At 55.7% G+C, this 26352-nt stretch carries 28 protein-coding genes and 1 tRNA gene; 17 read left to right on the forward strand and 12 right to left on the reverse strand.

The window, feature by feature from the left end; genetic code table 11:
* Positions 1 to 71 precede the first annotated feature (71 nt).
* Both TH3_RS15315 and TH3_RS15320 read left to right on the forward strand, forming a co-directional pair.
* A complete protein-coding gene (locus TH3_RS15315; RefSeq protein WP_007092034.1) occupies positions 72 to 476 on the forward strand; it encodes a hypothetical protein in 405 nt (134 codons plus the stop codon).
* A 45-nt stretch (positions 477 to 521) separates the two neighbouring features.
* A complete protein-coding gene (locus TH3_RS15320) occupies positions 522 to 1295 on the forward strand; it encodes a substrate-binding periplasmic protein (protein ID WP_007092035.1) in 774 nt (257 codons plus the stop codon).
* 16 nt (positions 1296 to 1311) lie between these two features.
* Here the strand turns inward: TH3_RS15320 and TH3_RS15325 are convergent, their stop codons facing one another.
* A complete protein-coding gene (locus TH3_RS15325; RefSeq protein WP_007092036.1) occupies positions 1312 to 2514 on the reverse strand; it encodes an Mrp/NBP35 family ATP-binding protein in 1203 nt (400 codons plus the stop codon).
* 277 nt (positions 2515 to 2791) lie between these two features.
* Between TH3_RS15325 and hflK the strand changes: the two genes are divergently transcribed.
* The 4 genes from hflK (at position 2792) to TH3_RS15345 (ending at position 6834) form a co-directional block, all read left to right on the forward strand.
* Positions 2792 to 3922, forward strand: coding sequence for an FtsH protease activity modulator HflK (gene hflK, locus TH3_RS15330; RefSeq protein ID WP_007092037.1), 1131 nt, complete (start codon positions 2792 to 2794; stop codon positions 3920 to 3922).
* Positions 3922 to 4794, forward strand: a complete 873-nt coding sequence (hflC, locus tag TH3_RS15335) for a protease modulator HflC (RefSeq protein ID WP_007092038.1) — start codon at positions 3922 to 3924, stop codon at positions 4792 to 4794. The genes hflK and hflC overlap by 1 nt, the downstream gene beginning before the upstream one ends.
* Positions 4795 to 4926: 132 nt before the next feature.
* Positions 4927 to 5118: a DUF2065 family protein gene (locus TH3_RS15340; protein WP_007092039.1), complete on the forward strand. Its 192-nt coding sequence runs from the start codon at positions 4927 to 4929 to the stop codon at positions 5116 to 5118.
* 219 nt (positions 5119 to 5337) lie between these two features.
* On the forward strand, positions 5338 to 6834 hold the full coding sequence (locus tag TH3_RS15345; RefSeq protein WP_007092040.1) for a DegQ family serine endoprotease: 1497 nt from the start codon (positions 5338 to 5340) through the stop codon (positions 6832 to 6834).
* Between the two features lie 85 nt (positions 6835 to 6919).
* Here the strand turns inward: TH3_RS15345 and serB are convergent, their stop codons facing one another.
* Positions 6920 to 7810, reverse strand: a complete 891-nt coding sequence (gene serB, locus TH3_RS15350; RefSeq protein WP_007092041.1) for a phosphoserine phosphatase SerB — start codon at positions 7808 to 7810, stop codon at positions 6920 to 6922.
* 85 nt (positions 7811 to 7895) lie between these two features.
* Complete coding sequence (locus tag TH3_RS15355) at positions 7896 to 8525, reverse strand: glutathione S-transferase family protein (RefSeq protein ID WP_233421788.1); 630 nt, start codon at positions 8523 to 8525, stop codon at positions 7896 to 7898.
* A gap of 143 nt (positions 8526 to 8668) precedes the next feature.
* On the opposite strand from TH3_RS15355, the gene TH3_RS15360 reads away from it, so the two are divergent.
* The 7 genes from TH3_RS15360 to TH3_RS15390 all read left to right on the forward strand — a co-directional run bounded on the left by TH3_RS15360 (position 8669) and on the right by TH3_RS15390 (position 15045).
* On the forward strand, positions 8669 to 8923 hold the full coding sequence (locus tag TH3_RS15360; RefSeq protein ID WP_007092043.1) for a type II toxin-antitoxin system Phd/YefM family antitoxin: 255 nt from the start codon (positions 8669 to 8671) through the stop codon (positions 8921 to 8923).
* Positions 8923 to 9342: a type II toxin-antitoxin system VapC family toxin gene (locus tag TH3_RS15365; protein ID WP_007092044.1), complete on the forward strand. Its 420-nt coding sequence runs from the start codon at positions 8923 to 8925 to the stop codon at positions 9340 to 9342. The genes TH3_RS15360 and TH3_RS15365 overlap by 1 nt, the downstream gene beginning before the upstream one ends.
* Before the next feature lie 25 nt (positions 9343 to 9367).
* Positions 9368 to 10336 carry a tRNA (adenosine(37)-N6)-dimethylallyltransferase MiaA gene (gene miaA / locus TH3_RS15370; protein WP_007092045.1) on the forward strand — a complete coding sequence of 323 codons (969 nt, stop codon included), beginning with the start codon at positions 9368 to 9370 and terminating at the stop codon, positions 10334 to 10336.
* 151 nt (positions 10337 to 10487) lie between these two features.
* Entirely contained in the window at positions 10488 to 12251 is a 1764-nt protein-coding gene (locus tag TH3_RS15375) for an acetolactate synthase 3 large subunit (RefSeq protein WP_007092046.1), read from the forward strand.
* A gap of 104 nt (positions 12252 to 12355) precedes the next feature.
* Entirely contained in the window at positions 12356 to 12865 is a 510-nt protein-coding gene (gene ilvN / locus TH3_RS15380) for an acetolactate synthase small subunit (protein ID WP_007092047.1), read from the forward strand.
* A gap of 97 nt (positions 12866 to 12962) precedes the next feature.
* Positions 12963 to 13982 (forward strand): ketol-acid reductoisomerase, encoded by a 1020-nt coding sequence (ilvC, locus tag TH3_RS15385; protein ID WP_007092048.1) that lies wholly within the window; start codon positions 12963 to 12965, stop codon positions 13980 to 13982.
* 154 nt (positions 13983 to 14136) lie between these two features.
* Complete coding sequence (locus TH3_RS15390) at positions 14137 to 15045, forward strand: pseudouridine-5'-phosphate glycosidase (RefSeq protein WP_007092049.1); 909 nt, start codon at positions 14137 to 14139, stop codon at positions 15043 to 15045.
* A 49-nt stretch (positions 15046 to 15094) separates the two neighbouring features.
* On the opposite strand, the gene TH3_RS15395 is transcribed toward TH3_RS15390, so the two are convergent.
* Complete coding sequence (locus tag TH3_RS15395) at positions 15095 to 15760, reverse strand: pyridoxamine 5'-phosphate oxidase family protein (protein ID WP_007092050.1); 666 nt, start codon at positions 15758 to 15760, stop codon at positions 15095 to 15097.
* Between the two features lie 133 nt (positions 15761 to 15893).
* On the opposite strand from TH3_RS15395, the gene pdxR reads away from it, so the two are divergent.
* Positions 15894 to 17405, forward strand: coding sequence for a MocR-like pyridoxine biosynthesis transcription factor PdxR (pdxR, locus tag TH3_RS15400; RefSeq protein ID WP_007092051.1), 1512 nt, complete (start codon positions 15894 to 15896; stop codon positions 17403 to 17405).
* 109 nt (positions 17406 to 17514) lie between these two features.
* On the forward strand, positions 17515 to 18999 hold the full coding sequence (locus TH3_RS15405; RefSeq protein WP_007092052.1) for a cryptochrome/photolyase family protein: 1485 nt from the start codon (positions 17515 to 17517) through the stop codon (positions 18997 to 18999).
* 30 nt (positions 19000 to 19029) lie between these two features.
* On the opposite strand, the gene TH3_RS15410 is transcribed toward TH3_RS15405, so the two are convergent.
* Positions 19030 to 20577 (reverse strand): CYTH and CHAD domain-containing protein, encoded by a 1548-nt coding sequence (locus tag TH3_RS15410; RefSeq protein WP_040061096.1) that lies wholly within the window; start codon positions 20575 to 20577, stop codon positions 19030 to 19032.
* Positions 20578 to 21301: 724 nt separating this feature from the next.
* Here TH3_RS15410 and TH3_RS15420 point away from each other — a divergent pair.
* On the forward strand, positions 21302 to 21502 hold the full coding sequence (locus TH3_RS15420; protein WP_139328326.1) for a hypothetical protein: 201 nt from the start codon (positions 21302 to 21304) through the stop codon (positions 21500 to 21502).
* Positions 21503 to 21901: 399 nt separating this feature from the next.
* Here the strand turns inward: TH3_RS15420 and TH3_RS15430 are convergent.
* The 5 genes from TH3_RS15430 to infA all read right to left on the reverse strand — a co-directional run bounded on the left by TH3_RS15430 (position 21902) and on the right by infA (position 24644).
* Positions 21902 to 21977: transfer RNA gene (locus TH3_RS15430), tRNA-Phe, on the reverse strand.
* A gap of 97 nt (positions 21978 to 22074) precedes the next feature.
* Complete coding sequence (locus TH3_RS15435) at positions 22075 to 22281, reverse strand: DNA gyrase inhibitor YacG (RefSeq protein WP_007092056.1); 207 nt, start codon at positions 22279 to 22281, stop codon at positions 22075 to 22077.
* Between the two features lies 1 nt (position 22282).
* Positions 22283 to 23716 (reverse strand): ribonuclease E/G, encoded by a 1434-nt coding sequence (locus TH3_RS15440; RefSeq protein WP_007092057.1) that lies wholly within the window; start codon positions 23714 to 23716, stop codon positions 22283 to 22285.
* 2 nt (positions 23717 to 23718) lie between these two features.
* Positions 23719 to 24297, reverse strand: coding sequence for a Maf family protein (locus tag TH3_RS15445; protein ID WP_007092058.1), 579 nt, complete (start codon positions 24295 to 24297; stop codon positions 23719 to 23721).
* 128 nt (positions 24298 to 24425) lie between these two features.
* The gene (infA, locus tag TH3_RS15450; protein ID WP_007092059.1) at positions 24426 to 24644 is read right to left on the reverse strand and encodes a translation initiation factor IF-1; all 219 of its coding nucleotides are present in this window, start codon (positions 24642 to 24644) and stop codon (positions 24426 to 24428) included.
* Between the two features lie 220 nt (positions 24645 to 24864).
* Here infA and TH3_RS15455 point away from each other — a divergent pair, with 220 nt between their 5' ends.
* Positions 24865 to 25389 (forward strand): GNAT family N-acetyltransferase, encoded by a 525-nt coding sequence (locus TH3_RS15455; RefSeq protein ID WP_007092060.1) that lies wholly within the window; start codon positions 24865 to 24867, stop codon positions 25387 to 25389.
* A 10-nt stretch (positions 25390 to 25399) separates the two neighbouring features.
* On the opposite strand, the gene TH3_RS15460 is transcribed toward TH3_RS15455, so the two are convergent.
* A complete protein-coding gene (locus tag TH3_RS15460) occupies positions 25400 to 25846 on the reverse strand; it encodes an arsenate reductase ArsC (RefSeq protein WP_007092061.1) in 447 nt (148 codons plus the stop codon).
* Between the two features lie 6 nt (positions 25847 to 25852).
* A complete protein-coding gene (locus TH3_RS15465) occupies positions 25853 to 26329 on the reverse strand; it encodes a UPF0262 family protein (protein ID WP_110252823.1) in 477 nt (158 codons plus the stop codon).
* Between the last annotated feature and the right edge of the window lie 23 nt (positions 26330 to 26352).

Consider the following 26352-nt stretch of genomic DNA (forward strand, 5'->3'; position numbering starts at 1 on the left):
GTCAGGTAATCGTATTCTTTCCCACTTTTCGGCAAGGTTCGCGAACCACAACCAACCGAAAGGTCAAAAAGATGTCTATTGATGTGCCAAACAAAATGCTGAAAACCGTCCTGATGCTTGACGCGGCAACCTGCCTGACCTTCGGCCTGCTGCTGTGTATCGGCAATGCTTTCCTTGCGGGCCTGCTGGGCCTGCCTGCCGATTTGCTGCTTTATGCCGGGATCATCCTGTTTCCCTGTGCCGTTTTGATGTCTGCCACCGGATGGCAAGCCCGTCCAAATGGCTTTCTTGTCCGGTTGATCGTTGTGGGCAATCTGGGCTGGGTCCTTGCCAGTCTTGCGGTGCTGATTGCCCCGGTTGGCGTTCCTACAGCCATCGGATATGGCTTTGTCATCTTACAGGCACTGGGCGTTATGGGCATCGCGGCACTGGAATATCGCTTTGCAGCATCGCATTCCTTGTCGGTGGCATCCTGACGCCCCATGTCTTCTGTACGGTAAGAAGCATCATCAGGGGCCAGAATGACATTTCCGGCAAGATTATTTGCCCTATTGATACTCGTCGTCGGCCTGGCCTTCGCGGTCCTGATGCCGGCGACGCAAAGCCATGCCGAAACCATTTATGTCGACGAAGCCAATCCGCCCTTCATGTATCGTGCCGGGGATGAGGCCGCGGGCATTTACCCGGCCCTGATCCGTGCGATTTTCAGACATGCCGGCATAAATGTTGATGTCGTTGCCGTCCCTTGGAAACGCGCCATTGAAAACCTTGATGCCAACAAGGGCGGTGTTGCCGGGATATACAAGAATCTTGAACGCCAGAAGAAATACGTCTTTTCCCAGCCGATCCATATAGAACAGCTGATGCTGTATCAGCGCCAGAGCACATTCGACAATCCAACCGATATTGATGACCTGCGCGGCCAAACCGTTGGTGTCATTCGCGGATGGAGCTACGGGGATCAGATTGATGATGCGCGCAAACGCGGCGTGTTTAGCGCATCCGAAGCCACCGGGGACGAACAGAATTTTCAGATGCTGGCACTTGGTCGGGTCGATACCGTCATCGCGATTGGCGAGGCAGGGGATGTCTGGGTCAAACGGCTGGGACTAAGCGACAAGGTCGTCCGCAGCAAAACCCCGATCCGGGAAAACCCGACCTATATCGTATTCAACCGTGCATCATCGACAATATCGACGGTGACGATGATCAATCGATCCATCGAAGAACTGCGCGAAAACGGCACCCTGCAACGCATCGCTCAAGAAGTTTTGCAGGGTACCAGCAATTATTAGGCGAAAGTCGGGCGACCTAACGGAAGCTGATTTTCGGGAACAGGCTTTTCTTCGGTGCGGTTTTCGGTCCGATGCGTTCGTCAATTGCCGCGGCGATCTTGTCGGCAATCGCGGCATAGGCCTTGGAATGTTCACCTTCGGGATCGGTATGGATAATTGGTTTGCCTTCATCCGCACCCAGCCGGATTTTAAGGTCCAGCGGGATTTCACCAAGGAACGGGACGCCCAGTTCATCTGCGGCCTTGCGTGCACCACCATGATCGAAGACATGATCGACATGGCCACATTCCGGGCATTTGTAATAGCTCATATTCTCGATCAGGCCGAGCACCGGCACATTGACCTTGCGGAACATATTAAGTCCCTTGCGCGCATCCAAAAGGGCAATGTCCTGCGGGGTGGAAACGATAACCGCCCCCGTAACCGGCACGCGCTGCGCCATCGAAAGCTGGATATCGCCGGTACCCGGTGGCATGTCGACGACCAGAACATCGAGTTCGCCCCAATCGCTGTCGCGCAGAAGCTGTTCGAGCGCGCCCATCGCCATCGGTCCACGCCAGATCACCGGCTGTTCTTCATCGACCATAAACCCGATAGACATGATCCGGATGCCAAAGGCCGACGGCGGCACCATTTTGCCTTCCTTGTCGGAATGGGTTGGTTTGGCATCACGAAGGCCCATCATCCGTGGCAGGCTGGGGCCATAGATATCGGCATCGAGAAGACCGACCTTAAGCCCCTTGGCCGCCAGTGAAAGCGCCAGATTGACCGAAGTGGTGGATTTCCCCACCCCGCCCTTACCCGACGCAACCGTGACGATCGAACGGACACCCGTCATTTCGAGCGGCTTTTGCCCTGCACCTTGCGGACGTTGCCCTGCTTGCGGTGCGCCCTGTTGCGCCCCATGTGTATGATCATGAGAATGGGGATGCGAATGACCACCTTCAGCCGGGGCAGAAGCCCCTTTGGGACGCTCTGCGGTAAGGGCCACACGAGCTGTTGTGACCCCGTTCACATTGGCAACGGCACGTTCGGCCGCAAGGCGCAGATCTTCAAGAGAAGCCCCGCGTTGCGGGTCAACCGCGATTATGACGTTCACGGTTTCGTCATGAATATCAATGCCTTGTACCATACCCTTTTCAACGATAGTCTTGCCGTCAGCCGGATCGATAACACTTGAAAGGGCTTCAGTAATGCGTTCCCGGTTGGGCGAGGTCATATTGCAGTCTCCGAAAAATGGCTTAAGTCCGTGATCGTACAGAACCTGCAGGCGCGTATCGTTGTTTTGCAGGACAAGCTGTCATATAAGGCCTTAGGGCGTGGCCCCATTAATTACATGCAACTCTGCTTCGATAAAAGGATTGAGACGGTTCTTGATGCGCAGATAGGTCAGATGACCGCGATAAGCAAGTGATCAGGCATGTTATTGATGGGCTCATGTCCCAAGCTCGGTAAGCATAAATAAACACCGAACGGCAAGAAGAGGAAGACACTCGATGCCTTGGAATTCACAAGGGGGCGGCGGCCCCTGGGGTGGTGGCGGAAACAATGGCGGCGGCCGCAATCCTTGGGGACAGCGTCCTCAGGGTGGCGGCGGCGGCGGTGGTAACACGCCCCCCGATTTTGATGAAATGATTCGTAAAGGCCAGGAACGCTTGAAGCGGCTGTTCCCCGGTGGTGGTGGCTATAAGGGCTTTGTCCTGATCGGTATTGCCATAATCGGGTTGTGGCTTTTGACAGGCTTCTATCGCGTCCAGCCGGGTGAACAGGGTGTTACACTTCTGTTTGGCAAATGGGTTGGCACGACCGGTCCGGGTCTGAATTATTTCCTGCCCGCCCCGATTGGCGAAGTCATCAAGCCGAACGTCGAACGCACCAACCAGATTGAAATCGGTTACCGTGGCAATGGCACCGGCACCGGTGGTGCCCGTGATGTCCCGGAAGAAAGCCTGATGCTGACCGGTGATCAGAACATTATCGACATTGATTATGTCGTTCAGTGGCGTATCAGCGATGCGGGTGCCTACCTGTTCAATGTTCGCGATCCGGAAAACACCATCAAGCTTGCAGCTGAAAGTTCGATCCGCGAGGTCATCGGCAAAACCAGTCTGGAAGAAGCCCTGACGGTTGGTCGTGTACGCGTTGAAGAGCAGACACGCACCTTGCTGCAATCCATTATGGATGGCTATGAGTCGGGTATTTTCATTGCAGAAGTGAAAATGCAGAAGGTTGACCCGCCGCGTGATGTTATCGATGCGTTCAACGACGTGCAGCGTGCCCGTCAGGACCGTGATCGTTCACAGAACGAAGCACTGGCGTACCGCAATGACATCATCCCGCGTGCAAAGGGTGAAGCCGAACGGATGGTTCTTGAAGCCCGCGCGTACAAGGATCAGGTTGTGAAGAACGCCCAGGGTGAGGCCGAACGCTTTACCTCGGTCTATAATTCCTATCTGACCGCGAAGGATGTCACCACGCGTCGTCTGTATCTTGAAACCATGCAGGATGTTCTGAAGAACTCCAACAAGGTCATTCTTGATCAGAAGGGTGAAGGTGCCAATGGCGTCGTTCCTTACCTGCCATTGCCCGAAATCCAGAAACGCTCGAACGCAGGAGGCAACAACTAATGGCAAGTCCTAAACTTATTGCCACCGGCGTCGTTGTCGTCATCGCGGCCGTGGTTGCATCCATGTGCATGTTTACCGTCCGTCAGGACCAGCAGGCGCTGGTGCTTCAGTTCGGTAATCCGGTTCATGCGGTTTCCGAACCGGGTCTGCATTTCAAACTGCCGATCCAGAATGTGGAATATTACGAACGCCGCATTCTTGAACTTGATCCGCCGGTGCAGCAGGTTCTTCTGTCGGACCAGAAACGTGTCAATGTCGACAGTTTTGCCCGCTGGAGAATCGTTGATCCGCTGCAATTCCGTCAGCGCGCAACCAATGCAGCGAACTTTGTTCAGCTGTTTGGCCAGCGTCTGAACTCGGTCATTCGTGGCGAACTTGCACAGGCCCCGCTTGTCGCCCTGCTGTCGGACAACCGGTCGCAGATCATGGAGAAAATCCAGGCGACCCTGATCGAACCGGCCAAGGAATTCGGTGTCGAACTGATCGATGTCCGTATCGGTCGTACCGACCTTCCGCAGGAAACGTCGCAGGCGGTTTATAACCGTATGCGTTCTTCGCGTATCGCCGAAGCCGCACAGCTTCGCGCCGAGGGTGAAGAGCTTAAGGCGAAAATTCAGGCCGAAGCAGATCGTGAACGGGTTGGCATTCTGGCCGAAGCCCGCCGTCAGGCCGAAGTCCTGCGCGGTGAAGGCGATGGCGAGCGAAACATCGTTCTGGGTGAAGCCTATGGCAAGGATGCCGGTTTCTTCGAGTTCTATCGTTCGCTTGAAGCCTACCGCGAGGCCCTTTCGGATGGCTCGACCATGGTGATTTCACCGGATTCCGAATTCTTCCAGTACTTTAACAACTCCACGCCTGGCGCAACGCGCTAGACAAACGGGTGCTGGACAAAGCACTAGGGCGACCGGCATAGTGTGCCGGTCGCCCTTTTTTGTTTGAAAATAATGTCCTGTTGATAGTTATATCGCACACAGGTTCATAGAAACGCCGGAACGTCCACGCCCATGAAGGAACTCGCCACAGCTATTCTCCTGGCCATCGCGCTGGAGGGAATGTTTTATTCGCTGTTCCCGGGCGGGGCGAAACGTGTGATGGAGCTAATGCAGGAAATCCCCGAATCCCAGCTTCGGATCGGTGGCCTTGTTGCCGCGATTGCCGCCATTGCTGCGATCTGGGGGATGCGGGTCTGGCTTTGAGGGCAAAGTTTCAAGGCATTTCTGCGCATATTTGCGCCTTCTTGTGTGAAAACACAGAAAAACCAGAGCTCTTCCTTGATTTTTCTCAAGCCTGCCAAATTTCTGACAAACTCGGCGCTAACTTGGCTAGTTAAGCGGTGCATGAACTATCCAAAAGAACAGCATCGCGTGCTGCAAAAATTCAATACCGTGAACGCGGCAACGAACAGGATCAGACACATGCTAAAAGCATTATACAACCCGGCGCGAAGCAGATTTACGGCTGCGCTGGTGATTGTTCTTCTTGGCGTGACCAGCGTCTCGCAGATTGCGAACGCTCGCCCCGCTCCTGAAAGTTTCGCAGACCTGGCCGAAAAGCTTCTGCCCAGTGTGGTAAATATCTCGACCAGTCAGATGGTGGCCGAACGTCAGGGGCCGGACTTCCAGTTCCCTCCCGGCTCGCCGTTTGAAGATCTTTTCAAGGACTTTATGGATCGCAACGGACAAGGCGGACAGGGTCAGGGCCAGACTCCGCAACAGCGCCGTGCGACCGCACTTGGTTCGGGCTTTATCATTTCGGCTGACGGTTACATCGTGACCAACAACCATGTGATCGATGGTGCCGACGAAATCACGGTGCGCCTGCATGATGGCGATACCCTTCCGGCAAAACTGATTGGCCGCGACCCGAAAACGGATGTCGCACTTCTGAAAGTCGAACCGGAAGAAGACCTGCCCTTCGTCAATTGGGGAGACTCCGATCATTCCCGCATTGGTGACTGGGCCATGGCGATCGGTAACCCGTTTGGCCTTGGTGGCACGGTGACAGCCGGGATCATTTCGGCACGCAACCGCGACATCAATCAGGGTCCGTATGATGATTTCATTCAGACGGATGCATCGATCAACCGTGGCAACTCGGGCGGGCCTTTGTTTAACCTTGATGGCGATGTTATAGGTATCAACAGTGCAATCTATTCGCCGTCGGGCGGTTCGGTTGGTATCGGCTTTGCCATTCCCTCGGCAATTGCACAGTCGGTTGTTGATCAGCTCAAGGAATATGGCCGGACCCGTCGTGGCTGGCTGGGTGTCCACATCCAGACCGTGACCGACGATATCGCAGACTCGGTCGGACTTGATAAATCGACCGGCGCAATGGTTGCCGGTGTATCCGATGATGGCCCGGCAAAAGCAGCTGGCATCAAACAGGGCGACGTCATCCTGTGGTTTGACGGCAAGGAAGTCGAAAGCATGCGCCGCCTGCCACGTATCGTTGCCGAAACCAAAATCGGCAAGGATGTCGATGTTGTGATATGGCGTGACGGAGAAAAGAAAACCGTTCAGGTCGAACTTGGCGAACTTGAAGAAGACGTTGTCGCAACATCTGCGGAACCGGGCGAAGAACAGGCACCGGTCGCAATTGCCGAAGCCGAAATCAAGCCGCTGGGCATGAAGATTGCCAATGTCGATGATGAACTGCGCCGCCGCTATAACCTGGCCGAAGGCACCGAGGGTGTCATCGTGACCGAAGTCAATCGTGACAGCTATGCCGCCGAAAAGGGTGTTCGCCCGGGCGACATCATTATCGAGGCATCGCACAGTTCGGTTTCCTCGGTCGAGGAAGTTTCAGACGCGGTCAAAAAGGCAATGGATGATGACAAACGCACCATCCTGATGCTGATTGAAACCTCGGCGGGACCGCGTTACTTCGGCCTGACGCTGAATAAGGAAGATTAAGACCTTCGGGTTTTACTCTCCCAAAATCAAAGAGGGCGGCCTTTGCGGGCCGCCCTCTTTGCATTCCGGCTTATGATTGCCGCTATCAGCTCGAAAAATCGGATTGTGCATATCCTTGCAGATACAACAATGCGGTCAGATCACCATGATTGATGCAGATGCGCGCCTGTTCCTGAACCGATGGTTTGGCATGAAACGCCACACCGGTCCCGGCCAGTGAAATCATCTGAAGATCATTGGCGCCATCGCCAACCGCAATGGCGTCCTCAACCCCGACACCCTGCTGGGCGGACAGTTTTTCAAGCGCATCGACCTTTGCCTGACGGTCAAGCACCGGTTTCTGAACCTTGCCCGTCAATGTGCCGTCTTTGGTGATCAGCACATTGGCCTGATCAAAATCAAATCCCAGTTCACGACGCACGGCACCGGTAAAGAAATCAAACCCGCCCGACACAAGGGCAGCGTAGGCACCATTGGCCTTCATGGTCGCCACCAGCGTTTTGGCCCCGCCAGTATATTCAACGGTTTTCCATGCCTCGGCCAGCATGTCGGTCGACATGCCATCCAGCAACCCGACCCGTTCATCAAGGGCAGCCTCGAAATCCAGTTCACCATTCATCGCACGCGCGGTTATCGCCGCAACCCGGTCCTTGACCCCGGCAAAGGCCGCCAGCTCATCAAGCGTTTCACCGGTGACCATGGTGCTGTCCATATCGGCAATCAGCAATTTCTTGCGGCGCGTTTTGGCAGTCTGGGTCACGGCATCGACACCAAGAGCGGCATCGCGAAGAGCCGTATCGGCAATATCGAGGCTGAGCCCGCCAAAGCCGATATCACAGGCCTCCCCCGCCGCCAGCCACGAAACATCCCCGACACGCGCCCCGGCCCCGGCCAGAACGGTTTTGGCGCGCGCGACAATATTGTCACCTAGCGCGTTCGAATTGGGGGCAGCGATCAGGGTCAGGACCAGATCCATGGATTGCGGGCTCCTTGGCGGGACAAAGGTAAATCGGATTTTCGTCTTTATCCGTATTGGGACCGGCAAAGACAAGGAGTTTTCTTCAGGCTACGGGTAAGCCCGGATCGGTTTTACGAAGAAGGGCGTGACTGGCCATCCCTTGCCACCAGCGTTGCAGGCGCGGAAAGCTATTCACAATTTCCAACCCTTCCGGGGCCAACGTGAAATAAGCCATCATCGCGCCAAGATGCAGATCGGCATGGCTGATCGCTGCCCCTGTCAGAAAGTCCCCGTCGCCCGCAAGCTTATCTAGTGCTTCACAAACTTTTCGCGATGCGACTTTACCTTCGGCGATAACGTTTTCCTCAGGCTCCTCGCCCTCAGCCACCCGAAAGACGCGATGGGCAAAGAGCTGTCGCACCATGGGCCAGTATCCGTAGCTATCCGCAATTTGGATCATTTGCATCATCAGCGCCCGACTTTCGGGATCGGGTGGTGAAAGCAATACAGGAGGGGAAATTTCATCAAGATATCGCGCAATAGGTGCGGTTTCATACAGGACAAAATCACCATTACGGATCACCGGAACCCGACCAAAGGGGTGTAGATCAAGGTAAGCCAGATCAGGATTGTCGGAAAAGGGATCAATTTCGACATAGCGATACGCAATGTCCTTGGCGGCGAGTACCATTCTGACGATGCGCGTATAAACGCTATAATGATAGCCATACAAGATTACCGACATGCGTTTGTTCCCGCAAAGTCACAACGGTCGAAACATAACACGAGACCTTATCAGATATAGACTTGTTGCTACATTATTGAAAAACGCGCGCAGACATTGTAGCATTGTTGCTACAATATTGGAGGCGAGCCATGGGTATCACAACAATCACGAGCCGTGATTTCAATCAGGACACGAGCGGAGCCAAAAAGGCATCCCGCAACGGGCCGGTCATGATCACGGACCGGGGCAAGCCATCGCATGTTTTGCTGTCGATTGAAGATTACCAGAAACTGACCGGGCAATTGCCGTCAGTTGTTGATCTTCTTGCCATGCCAGCAGCAGGCGATATCGAGTTTGAGCCGCCGCGCATGCAGCCGATCACACGTCCGGTTGATTTTTCTTGATGTATATCCTTGATACGAATGTCATATCGGAATTGCGCAAAGCCGGTAACGGAAAAGCCGACGGAAATGTTGTTCGATGGGCGGATTCTGTCCCGACTGCCAGTCTTTATATTTCGGTCGTAACCATCTTGGAAATCGAGACCGGGATTTTGCAACTAGAACGTCGAGCTCCCGATCAGGGGGGCATATTGCGCGAATGGTTTGAAGCCCATGTCCTGTGCGCGTTTGAAAATCGCATTCTGTCAATAGATGAGACAGTTGTCCGACAATGTGCCCGGTTGCACGTTCCCGATCCGAAGTCAGAGCGGGATTCCCTAATCGCGGCAACCGGACTGGTACATGGCATGACGGTTGTGACGCGGAACATTCGTGATTTTGAACAGACAGGCGTGAAGCTGCTTGACCCGTGGCAGCCATAAAATCCCGATATAGAAACAAATTGATATGACACAGCCAAGCAGCACGATTCCCTTCCAACCCGTCCTTATCGTTGCCGGGCCAACAGCCAGCGGCAAGTCCGCCTTGGCACTTGATCTGGCGGATGCGTTTGACGGGGTGGTGATCAATGCCGACAGCATGCAGGTTTACAAAGAACTGCGCGTGTTGAGCGCGCGGCCCGATGACAGCGAGATCGCGCGCGCGCCGCATCGGCTTTATGGCGTACTATCCGGGCGCGAAGCATGTTCGGCCGGAAAATGGCGCGATATGGCGATGGCGGAAATTGCCGAATGTCATGCAAGCGGCAAGCTTTCGATCATTACCGGGGGTACGGGCATGTATCTGAATGCCCTGACCGAGGGGATCGCGCCGATTCCCGATATTCCTGCCGGGATTCGCGACCAGGTCACAGCCGAGCTTGAAAAAGACGGACATCAGGCCTTTTTTGAAGCATTTGCCAAACGCGATCCCGACACCGCCGCCACCCTTGATCCGTCAAATACCCAGCGCCTGATTCGTGCGGCCGAAGTTCTGGCGGGCACGGGGCGCGGGGTGGCGGCATGGCACCGCGAACCGATGGTAACCCCGCCCGACGGCATGGTTTTCAAAAAGCTGTGTTACATGCCACCGCGCGACATTCTTTATGATCGCTGCAACCGGCGTTTCGATTTGATGATCGAACAGGGCGCGATTGAGGAAGTGCGGGGGCTTTTGGCCGAAAACCTGCCGGAAACAGCCCCGGTGATGAAGGCCGTCGGCGTGCGCGAGATTGCCGCCTACCTTGCCGGCGAGATCGATCTTGAGAGTGCAAAAGAGAAATCGCAGCGCGAAACCCGGCGTTATGCCAAGCGTCAATTAACGTGGTTTCGTCATCAGATGAGTGACAAGGAGATCATCGACACGCAATATTCGGAAAGTTTGGCAGGCAAATTGCGTAATGATGTTCACCAATTTCTGTTGACCACGCCAAAGTGAGGCGATAGGTTGGCCCTTCCGCCGTCGAAATGGCGGAAAACCGCCGTTTCGGCGGATTTTTCAACTCCAGTTCAAGGGTAATTGGATCATGTATCAACCACGCGGTTATCACGCGACACGTTGTTGTCGCTAAGGAAGAGGCTCGAAAAACATGGCAGAACGTATTTTAAGCGGTTCGGAAGTAGTGTTGCAGGCCCTGGTCGATCAGGGTGTGGAAGTCGTGTTCGGCTATCCCGGCGGCGCCGTCCTACCGCTATATGACGAGATATTTAAGCAAAACAGGATTCGTCATATCCTAGTACGCCATGAACAGGCAGCCGTGCATGCCGCCGAAGGTTACGCACGTTCGACCGGAAAGGTCGGCGTTGTTCTGGTAACCAGTGGTCCGGGTGCAACGAATGCCGTTACCGGCCTTACCGACGCGTTGATGGATTCGATTCCCATCGTCTGCCTGACCGGTCAGGTACCGACCCACCTGATCGGCAATGACGCCTTTCAGGAAGCCGACACCACCGGCATCACCCGCCCCTGCACCAAGCATAACTATCTGGTGAAGGATAGTGCGAAGCTTGCACGCACGATGCATGAAGCATTCCACGTTGCGTCAAGCGGCCGCCCGGGTCCGGTCGTGATCGACCTGCCGAAAGATATTCTGGTTGCCAAGGCACCGTATCTTGAACCGTCACAGGTTCAGCACCGCACCTATAACCCGGTTGTCAAAGGCGACCGTGGCCAGATCGAGGAAGCGCTGGAATTGCTGGCATCGGCGAAAAAGCCGATCCTGTATTGCGGTGGTGGCGTCATCAATTCCGGCAGCCAGGCCTGCAAGGTCCTGACGGAATTCACCCGTCTGACCGGCATTCCGATCACGCTGACGCTGATGGGGCTTGGTGCCTATCCGGCTTCGGATAAACAGTATCTTGGCATGCTGGGCATGCATGGTACGTACGAAGCGAACATGGCGATGCACGATTGCGATGTGATGATTGCGGTTGGTGCACGATTTGATGACCGCGTGACCGGCAACCTTGATTTCTTCTCGCCGGGTTCGCAGAAAGTCCAGATCGATATTGATCAAAGCTCGATCAACAAAAACGTTCCGGTCGATATCGGGATTGTTGGCGATGTCGGTCATGTCCTTGAAGACATGATGAAAATCTGGAAAGCCAAACAGCACAAGATCGAAGCCAAGGCGCTTGATAGCTGGTGGGACGAGATCGAAGGCTGGCGGGGCAAGCATTGCCTGTCCTACAAGCAGCCCAAGGATATCATCAAGCCGCAGCATGTGATCCGTCGCGTTCATGCACTCACGCGTGATCGCAAGACATACATTACCACCGATGTCGGACAGCACCAGATGTGGGCGGCCCAGCATTTCGGATTTGAACATCCGCATGAATGGATGACGTCGGGCGGGCTTGGCACCATGGGTTATGGCATGCCAGCGGCCCTTGGCGTTCAGGTTGCCCACCCGGATGCCACCGTTGTCTGCTTTACCGGTGATGCATCGATCATGATGAATATTCAGGAATGCGCGACGCTGACCCAGTATCGCCTGCCGGTGAAAACCGTGATCCTGAACAACCGTTACATGGGCATGGTCCGCCAATGGCAGCAATTGCTGCACGGGTCGCGCTATTCGGAAAGTTACAGCGAATCCCTTCCGGATTTCGTGAAACTGTCCGAGGCATTCGGCTTTACCGGTCTTACCTGCAACAACCCGGCCGATCTGGACGATACGCTTAAGCAGATGCTTGAGATTGATGGTCCGGTGATCCTTGATGTGGCCGTGGATGACAAGGAAAACTGCTATCCGATGATTCCGTCGGGCAAGCCGCATAATGAAATGCTGCTTGGTGCGGAAACCACCGGTGACGAAGCCATTGATTCCGACGAAGGGATGGTTCTGGTCTGATCCGCGAAACCCGTTCGCGTCAAGACATCATCAAAACCAAAATCAAAGGCCGGGCCGGGCTGCACATTGAATGCGCCCGCCCGCGCCCTAGCGGAGCAAGACCCGTGAGAGAAACCGAAATTTCGAAACACACGATATCCGTTCTGGTGGATAACGAAGCAGGCGTTCTGGCCCGTGTCATCGGCCTGTTTTCCGGTCGTGGCTATAACATCGAAAGCCTGACCGTGGCCGAGGTTGACGCCAGTTCCCATCAGTCGCGCATCACTGTTGTCACCTCGGGTACGCCCATGGTGATCGAACAGATCAAGGCACAGCTTTCACGTCTGGTGCCGGTTCACAAGGTCAGCGATCTGACCCTTTCAGGACCGTGCGTTGAACGTGAACTTGCCCTGGTCAAGGTGATTGCATCGGGTGAAAAGCGCGTCGAGTCCCTGCGTATTGCCGATATCTTCAAGGCCCGCGCAGTCGATGCGACCAACAGTTCCTTCGTCTTCGAAATCATCGGAAGCCCGGAAAAAATTGACGCTTTCATCAAATTGATGGAGCCGTTGGGGCTTTCGGAAACTTCGCGCACGGGTGTCGCAGCAATTTCGCGCGGCACGCTGACGATGTGAGTTCGCCGGGGGTGCCTTGGCAGTCCCGCTTTAACAATTTGATCCATCCGCCACGCAAAGAAAAATCGCGTGGTCCAACGTCCAGAGGTATCGAAAGATGCGTGTTTATTACGACCGCGATGCAGATGTTAATCTGATCAAGACCAAAAAAGTTGCCATCATCGGTTACGGTTCGCAGGGCCATGCCCATGCACTGAACCTTCATGATTCCGGTGTCAAAGACGTTGTTGTCGGCCTTCGTGAAGGTTCCAGCTCGCGCAAGAAGGCTGAAAATGCCGGTCTGAAAACCATGACCCCGGCCGAAGCCGCCGCATGGGCAGATGTTGTCATGATCCTGACCCCGGACGAACACCAGGCTGCGATCTATGCCAACGAACTGCGCGACAACCTGAAAGACGGTGCCGCCCTTCTGTTCGCACACGGCCTTAACGTTCATTTCGGCCTGATCGAGCCGCGTGCTGATCTTGACGTCATGATGATCGCACCGAAGGGCCCGGGCCACACGGTTCGTTCCGAATACAAACGTGGCGGTGGTGTGCCTTGCCTCGTTGCCATCGAACAGAACGCGTCGGGCAACGCGCTTGAACTCGCACTTTCCTATGCATCGGCAATCGGTGGCGGCCGTTCGGGCGTGATCGAAACCACCTTCCGCGAAGAATGCGAAACCGACCTGTTCGGCGAACAGGCTGTTCTGTGTGGCGGCCTGACCCAGCTGATCAAATACGGTTTTGAGACCCTTACCGAAGCTGGTTATGCTCCGGAAATGGCCTATTTCGAATGCCTGCACGAAGTGAAACTGATCGTCGACCTGATGTATGAAGGCGGCATGGCCAACATGCGTTATTCGATCTCGAACACCGCGGAATACGGCGACTATGTCACCGGCCCGCGCGTAATCGACGCATCGGTCAAAGAACGCATGAAAGAAGTTCTTGCCGACATTCAGGAAGGCAAATTCGTTCGTGACTTCGTTCAGGAAATGCATTGCGGCCAGCCGATGTTCAAGGCAACCCGTCGCCTGAACGCCGAACACGAAATCGAAGAAGTTGGCACCAAGCTGCGCGCGATGATGCCGTGGATTGCTGCCAACCAGCTCGTCGACAAAGAAAAGAACTAGGCTTTCCGCTTTGTTTTGCAAAACGGCCGTCCCGATGGGGCGGCCGTTTTTGTTTGTCCGCACACAACAGCCATGATCTGTTTGGGGTAGATTTTACAACCTGATCCGCGTAATCCTGACCTTTAAAACTTTAACTCAACCATGAGCATTCTGAATGTCGGACTTTATCGATATCGCCCCGGAAGTCGCAGAAGCCCTTGCGGCAGGCCGCCCGGTTGTCGCCCTTGAATCCACCATCATCTCGCACGGGATGCCCTATCCGCAGAACCTTGAAACCGCGCAGGCGGTTGAGCAGGACGTGCGTGATAATGGCGCAATCCCGGCCACCATTGCGGTGATCGGCGGGCGTTGCAAAATCGGCCTGTCGCCGTCGGAACTGGAATATTTTGCCAAGGGCACCGACATTCTGAAACTGTCGCGCCGTGATATTCCTTATTGCATCGCCAAAAAACGTGATGGTGCCACCACCGTTTCAGCAACCATGATTCTGGCGGAAAAAGCCGGTATCAAGGTCTTTGCCACCGGCGGGATTGGCGGGGTTCACCGCGAACTTGCGGCAAGTTTTGATATCTCGGCCGATCTGACCGAACTTGGCAAAACCAGCGTTGCCGTCGTCTGCGCGGGTGCCAAGGCAATCCTTGATATTCCGATGACGCTTGAACATCTTGAAACGCTAGGTGTGCCGGTGATTGCATATGGCACCGATGAATTCCCGGCCTTCTATACCGTCAAGAGCGGCCAGAAAGCCCCGATCCGCCTCGACACCCCGGCCGAGATTGCAGAATTCCTGAAATCCAAATGGGACTTTGGTCTTGAAGGGGGTGCCGTGATCGGCAACCCGCCGCCTGCGGACAAGGCACTGGAGCTTGATGCCATCGAACATGCGATTGACAGCGCGCTGATCGAAGCCAAGGGCCTTAACATCCATGGTCGCGAAGTCACGCCCTTCCTTCTGGAACGCGTGACCCAGCATACCAAGGGCAAAAGCCTTGAAGCCAATATTGCGCTGGTGCGCAACAATGCGGTCCTTGGCGCAAAAATCGCGGTTGCGCTGGCGGGTTAAAGCCCGACCTGTTCCGATTTAAAAGGCAGTCATCTGGCTGCCTTTTTGTTTATTCCGGTGCTTTGGCAACCGGTCCGGAATAGGCCGGATCAAGGCGGGTATCTGCCACCGGATCGCCCCAGACATTGGTGCAGGGTAAAACCCCGGCCCAGACCGGCAGACTGTAATCCTCCTCGTCATCGACAGGATCACCGCTACGGACCTTGGCCGATACCTCGTTCAGGTCAAAACCAAGGAACATGGTGGCCTTGAGCTCCTGTTCACTGGGGTGACGGATCTGGTCCCAGCGGCCTTTGGACAACTTTTCAACAAACAGCCGGGAATGTTCCATTTTGCCTTCCGGGTCGGCCACGATTTCGCCCCTGCCGTAAATCACCACCGACCGATAGTTGGCCGAGTGATGGAATGCCGAACGCGCCATGACAAGACCATCCAGATGGGTGATGCACAGGCAGGCTTCCTCGCCATTGGCGATGGCGGCCAGAATGCGGTTCTTCGATGCACCATGGATATAAATCCGTTCGCCCACGCGCCAATGCGCGGTCGGGATCATCGACGGGCGACCATTCACAACGGTTCCGACATGGCAGATCAGGGCATCATCGATAATGCCATGCACAAGTTTACGGTCGTAACTCGCACGTTTGGGGCCGCGCACGATTTTGGTTGATGGATAGACTTCGTATTGCTCGGGAAGGTCGATGGTATCAGGCATTTTCTATTTCTCTGTAACTTCTGGTGGTGCGACGGGCTGGTGTGATCATCGGCATAATTGGACTTTATCAAAGGTCCGTTATAATAATTTTGATAGAACCAATTTTACTGACCCTGATTTTCGATAGGCCACCATGCGCAGCGACTTTACCTGGATCTATCCCAGCCATGCAGCCACGGCAGGCGATGAGAACGGCGATACGGCTTATCGCCGGCTTTATCTTGGCATCCGCCAGGCCATTCTGGACGGGCGACTGCATCCGGGTGAAAAGCTGCCTGCCAGCCGTGATCTGGCCAAAAGCCTTGGCATTTCACGCAATACGGTGGTGACGAGTTTCGATCTGCTGGTATCCGAAGGTTATCTTGAAACCCGGATCGGGGCCGGAAGCTTCGTTGCCAGTAGTCTGCCCGACCGGGAAATGACGGCAACCATCCTGCCCGCATCGGCCGATCAGACCCGTAAATCCGCAAACCTTCCACGGCTTAGCCAAAGTGCGACCCGCATGCTGGCCTATGACCGGCGCTTTCCACGGTTTCGCGTGGCGCGTCCGTTTAACCCGGCAACCCCCGATCTTGATGCCTTTCCATTTGATCTTTGGGCCCGGTTACTGCGCCGAAGCTGGCGGGCCCCCACCCTTGATCTGACCATACCGGTTGATCCGCTTGGCATGCCGGCATTGCGCGACGAGGTTGCCAAATGGTTGCGGCAATCGCGCGGGGTCAAATGTGATGCCGATCAGGTGATGATTGTTTCCGGTGCGCAGCAGGCGCTGGACCTGATTGCGCGTGCCCTTGTGGACCCCGGTGACGTGATCGCGACCGAGGACCCGGGTTATGAAGGTATTCGCGGGGTCCTTGCCGCCAGTGGTGCAACGTTGCTTCCGATCCCGGTCGATACCGATGGATTGCAGGTCGACAGGCTTGATCAGGGGCCCCCGGCGCGCATTGTGGTCACGACGCCATCGCGCAATTATCCGCTGGGCACGACATTGTCGCTTGCCCGTCGTCTTGCCCTTTTGGCATGGGCGGATGCCCATGATGCGTGGATCGTCGAAGACGATTATGACAGCGACTATCGCTATGACGGGCCGCCGTTATCGTCCCTTCAGGGGTTGGACCAGCAAAATCGCGTGCTTTATGTCGGCACGTTTTCGCGCGTCCTGTTTCCCGGTATCCGGCTTGGCTATCTGGTTTTGCCACATGCCCTGATCCCGGTATTTCGCGGGATGCGCGGCTTTGCCGATGGCGTGCCCGCCCCAACGGCACAGGCGGCACTGGCCGCATTTTTTGCCGAGGGGCATTTTGGCGGTCATGTCCGCAAGATGCGGCTGAGTTACGGTGAGCGCCGGGCGCATCTGCGTGACCTGATCGAGACACGCGCCAGCGATATTTTGCAGGTCCTGCCATCGGATGGGGGATTGCATCTTTGCACGCGCCTTATCTGTGACCAGGACGATGTGGAATTGCAGGACCAGATGGTCAAGGCGCAGCTCGACTGCCGGGCGCTTTCATCCTACTATCATGATAAATCGACACAAAATCGCGGCAACCTGCCCCACGGACTGGTGCTTGGATTTGCCGGATGGAAAAAGAATGTGATTTCGCAAAGTTTCGATGAACTGATCAATCTGGTCCGCCGTACATGATGATGTACCCCGAGCCAGAGAGAGCGCATCGACATCCCTCTATGCTGTCACAGTCGATGTGCTCTCTCACCCTTTTGCCCCCTCCCTCCCCCAAGGTACGAGTTCCCGGATGCCTTCTGCTTCTGCCGCACCGATTGCCATCATGTGGTTTCGCAATGACCTTCGTCTTGCCGACAACCCGGCATTGAACGCCAGCGTAAAGTGGGCACAGCAAAATAACGGCATCGTGCTTCCGGTATTTATCCTTGATCGGGTGATTGATGCCCAATTGGGCGGGGCGACGCGCTGGTGGCTCGAAAAAACCCTGACGCGTCTTGATGAAAGCCTTGCAACAGTGGCCGGAAAAAAGGCCCCCTGTCTGCGGGTTTTCAGATCGGATGCGCGGGACGTTTTCAATCAGTTGCAAACTGATCACAAAATCGGCGCGCTTTTCTGGAACCGGCTTTATGACAAGGCGTCCATCGCGCGCGATGCTGATATCAAATCATCCTTGCGCGATCAGAATATCGAATGCGAAAGCTTCAATGGTCAATTGCTGTATGAACCATGGGAAGTCAAAACCGGGGCCGGATCGGACTTCAAGGTTTTCAGTCCGTTCTGGCGGGCGTGTTTGAAACTGCCACCCCCGGCAGAACCCAAAAAAGCCCCTGAAAGCATCCCGCTTGGCGATCTGCAACTGAGCGATGAAGCAGATATTGCCGGGCTTGATCTGTCGCCCAAGCCGTTTGACTGGGCCACCGGCTTTGCCGATCGGTTCACGCCGGGTGAACAGGGCGCGATGGATCAGCTACATGACTTTATTGATGGCAGGCTTTCTGATTACGCCGACCTGCGCGACCGACCCGATCATCGGGTGACGTCGGAACTGTCCCCGCATCTGCGGTTTGGCGAGATCAGCCCGCGGCAGGTGTGGCACGCGGCAAACCATTACGCCGACGCCCATCCCGGCCAAGGCAAAACCGCATCAAAATTTATGGCCGAACTGGGTTGGCGGGAATTTGCCCATCACATCCTGTTTCATGCCAGGGATTTGAAATCCGTGCCGCTTCAGGGGCAATTCACCGATTTCCCGTGGGATGATGATCCAAAGGCGCTTGAACGCTGGCAACGCGGGCAAACCGGTTTTCCGATTGTCGATGCCGGAATGCGGGAACTTTGGCATACCGGTTATATGCATAACCGGGTGCGGATGATTGTCGGATCGGTACTGGTCAAACACCTTCTGATCCATTGGCGCGAAGGTCTGGCATGGTTTGACGATACGCTTGTCGATGCCTGCCCGGCCAATAATCCGTTTTCCTGGCAATGGATTGGGGGCTGTGGTGCCGATGCCGCCCCCTATTTCCGGATTTTCAATCCGGTCCTGCAAGGCGAGAAATTTGACCCGGACGGCCGTTACGTCCGGCAATGGGTCCCGGAACTTTCCGATATGCCCGCGCAATATATCCATAAGCCGTGGGAAGCATCCCCGCTGATCCTGAAGGCCGCAGGGGTGGATTTGGGGCAGAGCTATCCCGAGCCCCTGATCGGTATCAAAGAAGGCCGTGAGCGGGCGCTGGCGGCTTATCAGGATATGAAACGAGCAGCGACCTAGCCGCCGCCCGGTTTCGATTTGCCGGGCGGGCTACTTCCAGAACGGTTTCTGCTTTTCGAATTTCTTCCATGCCTTATCAAGCCCCTGAAGGCGATGATCGGCGCGTGCACCGAACCAGCCGGAAATCAGGCCAATGGCGATCATGCCGTCTTTGGAAAGCTGCGGCCGCAAGGCCATCAGGCGGGATTCTGCCACGGCAACATCATTCAGCCAGCCAAGAATTTCCTGCAAACCCGTCAGTTCCTTGCGGAATTTATTGACCGGTTTGGCCGCATAAACCTCGCCAAAGAAATCGCTGCCATAGCGCATCTGTTTGACATCCAGACGCAAGGCGTGAAGTTGTGGCACCGTAAGCTTGCCAACGTCGCCGCCGCGTTTGGTCACGCGTTTATAGGCCCGGCTCAACAGCGGTTCTGCCAGTTTTGTGACAGGTGCAGACATCGCCTTCATCTGGCTGGCATCCGCCCCCGATGCCCAGCGCGAATAACTCGACCATGCGCCAAGCAACAACAAAAGCTGCTGATACTCGAAACTTTCAAGCATTTCGCGCGCGATTACCAAGGCCGCTTCGCGCTGCTTGGCGGCAGCCTTGCGCAGATCGGCGACGCCGGGATGATCGGGAAACCGTTCCTCGACCATCGGCAGGGTTTCGGTTAGGAAAACATCCCAGTCGCGCAGGCCATCAAGCGCCTTGGTGCAATGTTTCAGCAGGCGGCGGATCAGGACAGCCTCGCCCTGCGGCAGGTTTTTCTTAAACAGGTTGAACGCAACCCGAAGGCGGCGCATCCCCACCCGCATCTGATGGCAGCCTTCGATATGAAGGTCTTCGCGCACGCAGACCTCGTTGCCAAGGATCATCCGAAGCCCTTGCGCAAGAACCGCCCGAAACGAAATTTCGGCCGACATATCGGCAGCAAGCCCGACCGGAGGTGCCTTATAGAAGCCAGGTGTCTCGTTAAGATAAAGCGCACGTCCGCGCGATGCCTTTGAGCGCAGGCTCAGGAACAGGGGTACGGTGCGTTGCAGTTCAAGTGCCAGATCAAACAGGGCGGCGGGATGGCCTTCCTTCAGCTCCAGCTCCACCTCGGACAGGGGTGATTCTTTCTCCGCGGTGCGCACCACGCCCTGATCGATTGCCAGTTCCATGATCGCGTCGCGATAGGTCAGATCAACCGCACTGCGTTTCAGATCGGTTTCAAAAATCCGTTCGATCTTCTTCTTTTTAACGTGCTTATCAAGCAGTCCGACGACGTCTTCATCGGTGAATTTATCCAGATCAAGAACGCCATCGGGCAGTTCGACATTCCATTCATGACGTTCCGGCAGGGCTTCGCGAAGTCCGTTTGATGCCTTGACGGTCTGCTCCCACCCGTTCGTTCCCTTCTTGCGCACACGCAGGGCCAGCCCCTTGCGGGCCAGCGAAAGCTTGGGCGTGTCGTGATAGATGGACACAAGATGGGTGGTCAGAAGACGACGGCCTTCCTTGACCTCGCGCAGGACGGGTGCCTGCTTCAAACGCGATACATGTTTCGGATCGATACGGAGCTTCAGTTCGATCTCGATCTGCTTTTCGGCCATCAGGGTCCCCTGGATGTTTGTTATTGCAGCGCAGAACACGCTGTCTGCCATAACGTCATAGCCCGATTTGTGTTTCAGCAGTTTGAAACCAGCCGCCAGACATCATGGTAACGGGATGTAAAATTTCTGCAACATTCCTGACATGACTGTCTCTTTTCAAGCGTTAATGTTGCGGCTGACATCTTGCGCGCACGGTTGTTTTCATTTGAAAAGCGAACCGACGCGATACGTTCGTTTGAGCAGTACAAGTATGAGGAATCATCAAAACACCCGGACGAATCGCAAATTTGTCGAGGGTGAAAAGGTGCCGTTGCCCGCGATTCCCTCCCTTTTTCTGACAGCGTATAAAGTTTTTCAAAAAAGTTCTTGATTTGTTCTTTTATTTATGGCATAAGATAAAAGTCAACGGGATAAATGCCCCCGGACCGAACCCCGCAAAGCCTTGTGCCTTGCGGGGTTTTGCGTTTGGGGCCGGATCAAAGAGGATATCAGGATGCAGCGGCAAAGACACAGACAGGATGGCGGGGTAATCCGCAGGATATGGGTCGGCGGATGGCGAAGCCATTACGGCGGCATTTCGCGCCGGGTCTAACAGGTTTCGAATACGCTTGTTTGTCATGACGGGAGAGGTGCGTCTTATCGGGGAAGGGATCCCGGATTTGCCGGAGGCGGCAACGATGGCAGCAGCGGGCTTTGGCCCGCCGATGGTGGACAGATGGGGGCCGTGCGCCCGAAGTCCGTCTTTGGCGAGAATGACCGACGCCCGAAGTGTGTCCGGGCCGAACCGGTTGCCGGAAATGCCATCAGGGCCGAGAGTGATCAGAGCGGGTCAGAAGCCCGAGAGCCGTCGGTTGGCGAGTATGGCGAAGGCCCGAAGTTTGTCTGGATGTCGGGGTGGCAGGTTGGCACCGTGACCGGAAGATGATCGAAGTGGGCAACGAGCCCGTGGACCGTCTGTAGGTGGTCCGTCGGCGAGGTTGCTGGAGGCCCGAGGTTTGTTCGGGGTTCATCAGTGACGCGCATGAAGCGATGGTCCTGCGAAACACTGGGGAAGTGCCGAAGGTGGTGTCTGACATGCCGGAGATCGGATCGACACACGAGATTCAGGACATTGCGAAACTGGTTTCGCAACGCAGCGCCAGATCGCTCCTTTTTGGATTAGGCACTATGCAAAATAGAGCGCCAAACTATGCAAAAAGCCACGCGCCGCTTTAGAATATTTGGACGTCTTCAAGGTGGGGAATATCAAAAAAATGAAACGCGACTTTCGTTCGCGCACAAAAAAACCCGGCCAATGGCCGGGTCATTTTGGGCTACCTAAAGATGGTGCCCGGGGGCGGATTCGAACCACCGACACGCGGATTTTCAGTCCACTGCTCTACCAACTGAGCTACCCGGGCATTCTTTAAGCGTCTCCGTTTCCGGAGCGTTCCCTGCGGAACGAGCGGGGTTATACAAACTCCTTCGGGGCTTGTCCAGCCTCAAATCGCATTTTTTTTATGCGCGAAAATCTTCTTCATCTTCAAGGTCTTCAAGATACTCCGGCGGTTCGGTCGCCGGGACGGCATAGCTTTCATTGAGCCATTTGCCGAGGTCGAGATCAGCGCAGCGTTTCGAGCAGAACGGCCTGTATTTTTCCACCACCGGCTTGCCGCACATGGCACAGCCCGAGCCTGCTGTTTTAACTGTGTTTTTTTCAACCATATCAGAGTTTCTCCAGCCTGTAGTCAGCGCGCGAAAGGCTTTCGTCGGCGGCCAGTTCCGGTGCCATCCCCATCGCACGTTCAAGAATTTGTTGCCCGTGGCTTCCCGGCGCAAGATCCGCGACAAGGTCCTTTGACAGATAAAGCCTGTATCGCCCGCCCTGTCCGCCCTGCCCGCTGCGCATATCGCGAATCACGGAACGCAGCACAAAGTTCAATGCTGCCGTTCGCGTCGGCATCGGATCAGGCAGCCTGCCTTGCATCAAATCGACAAGGGCAATGCCGCCGCGCTGCCGGGTCAGTTCAAACAGACCCAATCGTGTGAACCCGCCAAACTGAACCGCACCGCTCATTTCCGGGCCAAAGGCATCGCGAAGGGCGGCTTCGAACCGGTCGCGCGATGCCTTGCCCGCCATGCGAAGCGGATCAATCACCACCAGACCGCCAATATTGCGCAACTGCAATTGGCGGACAATTTCGGGTGCTGCGCGCAAGTTGACCTGCTCTGCCCGCCGTGCCTGATCATTGTCGGAATCCGATCCGCCTGCATTGACATCAATCGCACAAAGTGCGGTCGTCTGTTCGATGGCGATCCAGCCACCGCCCGGAAGCGGCACACGCGGTTGCAGGGCGGTTGCGATATCGTCTTCGATATCCTGATCATCAAACAGCAGGCGCGTGCCGTCATGACGGATCAGGTGCGCATCATCCAAACCACGTGCGCGCAACAATCCACGCAAACGCACAAATTCGTCCGAACCATCAACAATGCATTCGCCGCCCGCCATCACGTGGCGTTCGATCAGCTGATCGGCATCCGACAATGCCTTGAAAACCACAACCGGCTTTGCCGGTGATGCAAGGGCCGCCTGGGCGCGTTTCCACACAGCCCGAAGCTGTCCAAGTTCGCCTGCCAATGCGCCGTCATCCCAATCGATTGCCAGACTGCGCAGCGTGATGCCCTCTTCGCGGGCGATCAGCCCCTTGAACAGGGTCATGAGCACCGCACGCCGGTTTTCGTCCTTGAGCTTGCGGGGGAGTTCCACCAGACCGCCGCGCTTTGCGTCGGTGGGATGCTCGTTCGGGCGCAGGATCATGCCCAGCCCCTCTATCGCGATGCGGCCGGTCAGTTTCGGGCCTTTATCCTCGAACCCGAGGCGGGAAATCTGCACGATGACCCATTGGCCTTCATGAAGCGGGCCGTCAATGCGATCAAACGGCAGCAGACCATCGTCGACACCGTCAAGAACCACCATGGCCGCAGCCATTTCAGAAAGAATTTTCGAAACACGGCCCAGATGGATATCAAACCGCGCCGGGCCACCGCGATCAATCCATAAACGCGCCAGCCGGTCATTGCGGATCAGGGCGATGCGCCGTTCGCATGCGACGGCATCAATCAGCAGGCGGTCTGTTTCTGTTCCGCCAGCCACCATGATCACATCCCCTGTTTGAAACCAAGACCGCGCAGCATCCCGTCAGCCTCGCACAGCGACAGGCCAACGACATTGGAATAGGACCCGGTGATGCTTTTAACAAACGTTGCGGCATATCCCTGAATGGCATAAGCGCCTGCCTTGCCCTGCCACTCGTCATGGGCCAGATAGCGCGCAAGATCGTCATCGCCAAGACGGCGGAAAACCACCTGTGTTTCGATCACGCGCGCGCGGGTCGTACCATCGGGCGCAACCACACAAAGACCACCATAAACACGGTGACGTCGACCGGAAAGCAGCGAGAGGAATTTGCGGGCCTCGTTCGTATCGGTCGCCTTGCCCAAGGCGCGACGGCCACAGGCCACAACCGTGTCGGCGGCAAGAACAAAGCATCCCGCATGGTCGGCGGCAATCGCACGTGCCTTTTCCTCGGCCAGGCGCAAGGCAAGCCGACGCGGACTTTCATCATCATGCGGAGTTTCGTCGATATCAGCAGGGATAACCTGATCTGGCACAATTCCGATCTGTGCCAGCAGCTCAAGACGCCGCGGCGATGCAGAGGCCAAAATCAGTTTCGACAAGTCGCGGCTCCCCACAGACATCCAAAGCCAAACCAGAAGGGTTGTAGACACAGCAAAACGCAACCTTGCGCGCAAACCTAAACTGCGCGCCCGGCAACGTCAATTTTTGCGGTATTACAGGTTCCGGATTACTTGAAACGGAAGGTAATACGACCCTTGGTCAGGTCATAAGGCGTCATTTCGACGCTGACGCGGTCACCAGCAAGAACACGAATGCGGTTCTTGCGCATCTTGCCCGAGGTATGAGCAAGAATTTCGTGATCATTGTCCAGCTTCACGCGAAACATCGCATTGGGCAGAAGTTCGACAACAGTGCCCTGAAACTCGATAACGTCTTCTTTAGCCATGAGACTCCTAGCTTTCGTATTGCAATACCAATTACCGGTGGCCCGCAAACTGCTCCGAACGCGCAAAAAGGTCAAGCCCTTTCACGCAAGGGACAAAGCGGCCCAGCACTGCATTTCAATCATGCCCTGCGTGATGGCATTAACCCGCACCGGGAAATCATGTTGTTTCCCATGACCAATCCCCTTTATGGTTCCAAGGCCCCCATCAAGGACCCTGACCATGACCGCCAATCATCGCCATCCCGTCAACCCGCCCCAAATCCGGCCCGCAACCGCACAGGATGTTGACGATATCCATGCCATGCTGTTTGAAATTGCCCGTGCGACCGGGTGCGAGGATAAATTCAAAAGCACAGCGGAAGATCTGGCGCGTGACGGGTTTGGCCCCAACCCGGCGTTCGAGGCCCTGATTGCGCATGACGGGGATACACCGGTTGCACTTTGCCTTTATTTTCCGAGCTATTCGACATTTCGTGGCAAGGCCGGGATTTACATTCAGGACCTGTTTGTCGCCCCGGAATATCGTGGCGGCGGTTTTGCCCGTCATCTGATTGCAAAGGTTGCCGAACGGGCCCGAACACGTGGCCAGCATTATATCCGCCTGTCAGTCGATGCCGAAAACGTCATCGGGCAGCGGTTTTATGCCCGCATCGGCATGCGGCATGCCCATGATGAACGCATTCATGTGCTGGACGGGGATGCGTTTGACGCGCTGATTGACGGCCCATACGGGGCGTCTGTTTAGACCTTGGGTGTCAAACCTTGGGTGCAGGACCAACCGGGAAGCGTTCAAGGATGCGTTTTTTGATCTGGTCGCGGACCTGCCGATAGGCTTCAAGGCGGATTTCGCGTGAACCTTCGACAATTGTGGCGTCGAAGGTATTCCAGAATTCGACATCACAGGCCATGGTGCGGGTCATTTCAACCGCCCTGTGCTGGGCTTCGGGTGACAGGGTGATGATCAGATCGAAAAACCCGTCTTCAAGTTCGTCAAATGTCTTGGATTTATAGGTCGAGATATCCAGCCCGATTTCTTCCATGACCGCGACGGCAAAGCCATCAAGATCACCGGCCCGCAAGCCGCAGCATTCAACATACACCTTCGTTCCGTGATAGTGACGCATAAGCGCAGCCGCCATCACGGATCTTACAGCGTTGAAGCTACAGGCAAAAAGAACCGAACCGGGGAGTTCTTCTGCCACCGTGCCCTAACCCCGGATATGAAGGACGCAGATCAGGGTAAACAGGCGACGCGCGGTATTTTCATCAATCGTCACCTTTTCCGACAGCAGTTCGCGAAGCTGTTCGGATCCTTCGTTATGCAGGCCGCGGCGCGCCATATCGATGGTTTCGATCTGTGCGGCGCTCGCCTTTTTGATCGCGTCGTAATAGCTTTCGCAGATCATGAAGTAATCCTTCACAATCCGGCGGAACGGGGTTAACGGCACGACAATGGTCGTCAGGTTTTCGGTATCATCATCGCCGCGCACATCCATATAGATGCGGTTGTCTTCGATGCGCATGTGAACCGAATACGGACCTTCGAAGCCGCCCTTGGGCACGAAATGGTTATCTTCGAGAAGGTCATAGATGGCCACCGCCTGCTCGTGCTCGACCTCGGGGCGGCGACGCACCTTGTATTTCTCGTCGAGATAGATACCGGCAATGCATTGGTTGTCTGCAATTTCTGCCATCTTAGTCTCCCTGC

It is taken from the genome of Thalassospira xiamenensis M-5 = DSM 17429 (assembly GCF_000300235.2).
Taxonomy (GTDB): domain Bacteria; phylum Pseudomonadota; class Alphaproteobacteria; order Rhodospirillales; family Thalassospiraceae; genus Thalassospira; species Thalassospira xiamenensis.